Annotated in this window: 6 protein-coding genes; 3 read left to right on the top strand and 3 right to left on the bottom strand. The window is 65.8% G+C overall.

The annotated features are described in order from the left end of the window. Positions 1-9: 9 nt before the first annotated feature. On the bottom strand, positions 10-588 hold the full coding sequence (locus PMI01_RS22990; protein WP_007674961.1) for a cob(I)yrinic acid a,c-diamide adenosyltransferase: 579 nt from the start codon (positions 586-588) through the stop codon (positions 10-12). A 242-nt stretch (positions 589-830) separates the two neighbouring features. Beyond that, positions 831-1,028 carry a twin transmembrane helix small protein gene (locus tag PMI01_RS22995; RefSeq protein WP_007674962.1) on the bottom strand — a complete coding sequence of 66 codons (198 nt, stop codon included), beginning with the start codon at positions 1,026-1,028 and terminating at the stop codon, positions 831-833. Between the two features lie 324 nt (positions 1,029-1,352). Here PMI01_RS22995 and PMI01_RS23000 point away from each other — a divergent pair, with 324 nt between their 5' ends. The 3 genes from PMI01_RS23000 (at position 1,353) to PMI01_RS23010 (ending at position 2,910) form a co-directional block, all read left to right on the top strand. Then, positions 1,353-1,577 carry a hypothetical protein gene (locus tag PMI01_RS23000; protein ID WP_007674964.1) on the top strand — a complete coding sequence of 75 codons (225 nt, stop codon included), beginning with the start codon at positions 1,353-1,355 and terminating at the stop codon, positions 1,575-1,577. Further along, positions 1,574-2,221 carry a TetR/AcrR family transcriptional regulator gene (locus PMI01_RS23005; RefSeq protein WP_007674966.1) on the top strand — a complete coding sequence of 216 codons (648 nt, stop codon included), beginning with the start codon at positions 1,574-1,576 and terminating at the stop codon, positions 2,219-2,221. Before PMI01_RS23000 ends, PMI01_RS23005 begins: the two co-directional genes overlap by 4 nt. Before the next feature lie 86 nt (positions 2,222-2,307). Further along, complete coding sequence (locus PMI01_RS23010) at positions 2,308-2,910, top strand: TetR/AcrR family transcriptional regulator (RefSeq protein ID WP_007674968.1); 603 nt, start codon at positions 2,308-2,310, stop codon at positions 2,908-2,910. On the opposite strand, the gene PMI01_RS23015 is transcribed toward PMI01_RS23010, so the two are convergent. Next, on the bottom strand, positions 2,907-3,095 hold the full coding sequence (locus PMI01_RS23015) for a hypothetical protein (protein ID WP_007674969.1): 189 nt from the start codon (positions 3,093-3,095) through the stop codon (positions 2,907-2,909). The genes PMI01_RS23010 and PMI01_RS23015 overlap by 4 nt on opposite strands. Positions 3,096-3,335 lie beyond the last annotated feature (240 nt).

The following is a 3,335-nucleotide window of genomic DNA, read 5'->3' on the forward strand; positions in this document are numbered from 1 at the left end:
GGGAGAGGGTTATCTGGTCGCCCCAGGCTTCCACAGCACGTCCGCCGCGCCGTCGTCATTGGCCCGGCGCGCCGCCACGAACAGCAGGTCCGACAGGCGGTTGAGGTATTTCAGCGCCGCCTCGCCGACGATCTCGCCTTCGACGCCCATCAGTTCCACCACCTTGCGCTCGGCGCGGCGGCACACCGTGCGGGCCACGTGCAGGGCGGCCGAGGCGGGCGAGCCGGCCGGAAGCACGAAGGACGTCAGGGGCGAGAGCTTCGCGTTCATCAGGTCGATCTCGCGCTCCAGCCGCTCGACCTGGCTGTCGACCACCCGCAGCGGCTCCCAGTCCGGCTTGCCGTTCTGCTCGGGGGTGGCCAGGTCGGCGCCCAGGTCGAACAGGTCGTTCTGGATGCGCTCGAGCAGGGCGTCGAGATCGGCGTCGGCGGCCGTGTGCTGGCGGGCCACGCCGATGAAGGCGTTGGTCTCGTCGACCCCGCCATAGGCCTCGACCCGCAGGGACGCCTTGCTGACCGGCTGGCCGGTCGACAGCCGCGTCAGGCCCTGGTCGCCGGTGCGGGTGTAGATGCGATTGAGCGTGACCATGGCGGGTCCCCTTTCGACGGTCCGATGGGCCAATATGTCCTAGGGCAAGTTGTCCTATCGCTATGGGTGCGGAGCTCTGGTCAACTCGCCCATAGAGTAGCGAGCTCCTAGGGTAGCGTAAGCGTTGGTGAGTAGCGTAGGCGTTGGTGGCTTAAACGCGGTGGACGACCTGGCCGGGAGCGGGTCGTCCACCCAGTCCGCCGTCTTCACGCGACCCGATGTCCGCTTCGCGCGAAGATCTTCTAGTGGCTGCGCCACCAGAAGGCGGCGACCAGCACCAGCACCGCGACGAACTGCAGCACGATGCGCAGGCGCATCAGCTTGTTGGAATAGGAACGTCCGAAATCCCCACCCTTGAACAGGGAGAAGATGCCGACGCCGAGGGTGATCAGCACCGCGCCCAGCGCGACAGGGATCAGAAGGTCGAACAGTTTGTCCATGGCGGCAAACTAGGCGCTCGCCCCAGGCTTGGCCAGAGCGTGGCCTGCTAGATCAAGCCTTGATTGAGTGCCTCGTACCGATATCGCGTTCGCCGAGTCTGTTCGTTGAGTGCATTTGTCGCAGTGACCCGACGCTACCGGTATCATACATCGTCTCAAACGTCGCCGTTCGGCGATTTTAGTTCAGTTTACGGGTTGCAACCCCTTGCGGCTGGGGTTAAACGCGCCACCTTCAAATTCCAGTACGCGTTCGTTGAACATGATCAACTCCTCACCGCAGGTCATGTCGACGCCCATCCCAGCGGGGAGGCAGGAGAGACTAGAATGGCTCAGAGCGTTCGCGCCGTAGCCGACTTCTCCGCGTCCGAGCGCGAAGAAGCGATGGTGGAAGTCCGCCAATTGATCACCGACCTGCGCGACGCCGCGCAGGATGGCCGCGCCCTGGCGCGCCGCTACGCCGACGTCCTTCAGAACGTCGTCGACGAGTACTGCAACGAATTCGAAAAGCGCGCCGAGGCTGCGCTTGCTCGCCTGGAGGCCGCCGCATGAGCTTTGTATCCCTGAACATCGAGTCCCCGACCGACGCCCCCGTCAAGCTGACGCGCCGGGCCCTGGCCAAGCAGCGCACCCGTGAGCGCGTGCTCTCGGCGGCGCGCCGCCTGTTCACCGAGCGTGGCTACGAAGGCGCGACCATCCGCGACATCGCCCAGGCCGCCGGCATGTCGACGGGCGCGGTGTTCGCCAGCTTCTCCGACAAGAGCGAGCTGTTCGACGAGATCCTGACCGCCGACTACGAAGTCATCTACGCCCAGATGAAGCAGGCCGGCGTCAACGGCGTCAGCGTCGAGGAAGGCGTCATCGGCATGTTCGCCGTCGCCTACGGCTTCCACGTCGAGCAACTGCCGCTGCTGCAGGCCAGCATCGCCGTGTCGTGGACCCGTTCGGAAACCGCCGAGCGCCGCAACCGCGGCCACCTGAAGCACATCTTCACCCTGCTGAACGGCGTGCTGCTGCGCGGCGTCGAGCGCGGCGAACTGAAGACCAGCGCCGACACGAAGCTGCTCGCCGAGATCATCTGGGACGTGTATGTCGCCAATTATCGCCGGGCGATCTTCGACGCCTGGACGGTTGAAGCACTGCTGTCGCGGCTTTCGGATCAACTGAAGGTCATTCTGGCGGGCGCGCGCGCTTAAGAGTCACGACCGGGGCGGGCGCTCTTAGTCGGAGCGTCCGCCTTCGGAATAAACATAACGACGCAGGCTATCCGGGGGGACAGTGCGTGGGCATACGGGACGACCAGAAACTGGCGACGCGTGAGAAGGTCCTCGAGGCCGCGCGCGACCTGTTCAACGAGACGGGCTACGAGGAGACCACCATCCGGGCGATCGCCGAACGGGCGGGCGTTTCGGTCGGCAGCGTCTTCACCACCTTCGCCTCCAAGGCCGAGGTGCTCAGCCACGTGATGGATAGGCGGCTCGGCGACCTCTATGCCGAGTTCGACCGCGTGGTGCCGTATCTGCGCGGCTCGACGGCCGATCGCCTGTGCTCGATCTTCGCCATCCACTACGAGTTCGAGACCCGGCGGGTGAAGCTGTTCCTGGCCCACATCGCCGCCTCCTACAGCCCCTCCAACGACCCCGGCGTCACGCCCTACGGCCGCAACGAACGGCTGACCCTGATGCTGCGTGAGGTGCTGCAGGACGGGATCACGCGCGGCGACGTGCGCCCCGACCTCGATCCGCAGCTGGCCATCGACGTGCTCAAGGCCAGCTACGCCTGGAACTACCGCCTGGCCGCCACCTGCGGCGCCCAGGCCTCGGCGCTGTCGGCCGCCATGGACAACCAGATCGCCTTCATCGCCGAGGGCTGGCGGCCGCGCTAGGACAGCGCCCGGACCAGCGTGTCGAAGGCCTGCTTGAACGGCCGGATCATCGCGTTGACCGCCGTCGCCTTGATCGCGCAGGCCATCACCGCCGTCATGGCCAGGATCAACGCGGTCTCGACCGCTGAACTGGCCGTCTCGTTCCGGGCGAAGACGCGGAGCCGGCGGCGACGGGGATTGGGCATGGCTGTCCTGTTGCGAGACTCTGGCCATGGGTGGGTGCAAGTGTTGAGCCCTCTCCCAAAGGGAGAGGGAGGGGCCCATCGCGTAGCGATGGGAGGGTGAGGGGTTTAGATGTTGGGTGAGGTCGCACCGGATCTATTGGATACGGCGTAACCCCTCACCCTCCCACGCTCTTCGAGCGCGGGCCCCTCCCTCTCCTTATAGGGGACCGTTGCGAAATTGGCTGGTTGTGATTCCCTGCT

This window comes from Caulobacter sp. AP07, from assembly GCF_000281955.1.
Lineage (GTDB): Bacteria > Pseudomonadota > Alphaproteobacteria > Caulobacterales > Caulobacteraceae > Caulobacter.

Excerpts from the sequence above, each read along its gene's own strand:
- PMI01_RS23000 (WP_007674964.1), top strand. The coding sequence starts at position 1,353 with ATGGCTCAGAGCGTTCGCGCCGTAGCCGACTTCTCCGCGTCCGAGCGC.
- PMI01_RS22990 (WP_007674961.1), bottom strand. The coding sequence starts at position 588 with ATGGTCACGCTCAATCGCATCTACACCCGCACCGGCGACCAGGGCCTG.
- PMI01_RS23015 (WP_007674969.1), bottom strand. The coding sequence starts at position 3,095 with ATGCCCAATCCCCGTCGCCGCCGGCTCCGCGTCTTCGCCCGGAACGAG.
- PMI01_RS22995 (WP_007674962.1), bottom strand. The coding sequence starts at position 1,028 with ATGGACAAACTGTTCGACCTTCTGATCCCTGTCGCGCTGGGCGCGGTG.
- PMI01_RS23005 (WP_007674966.1), top strand. The coding sequence starts at position 1,574 with ATGAGCTTTGTATCCCTGAACATCGAGTCCCCGACCGACGCCCCCGTC.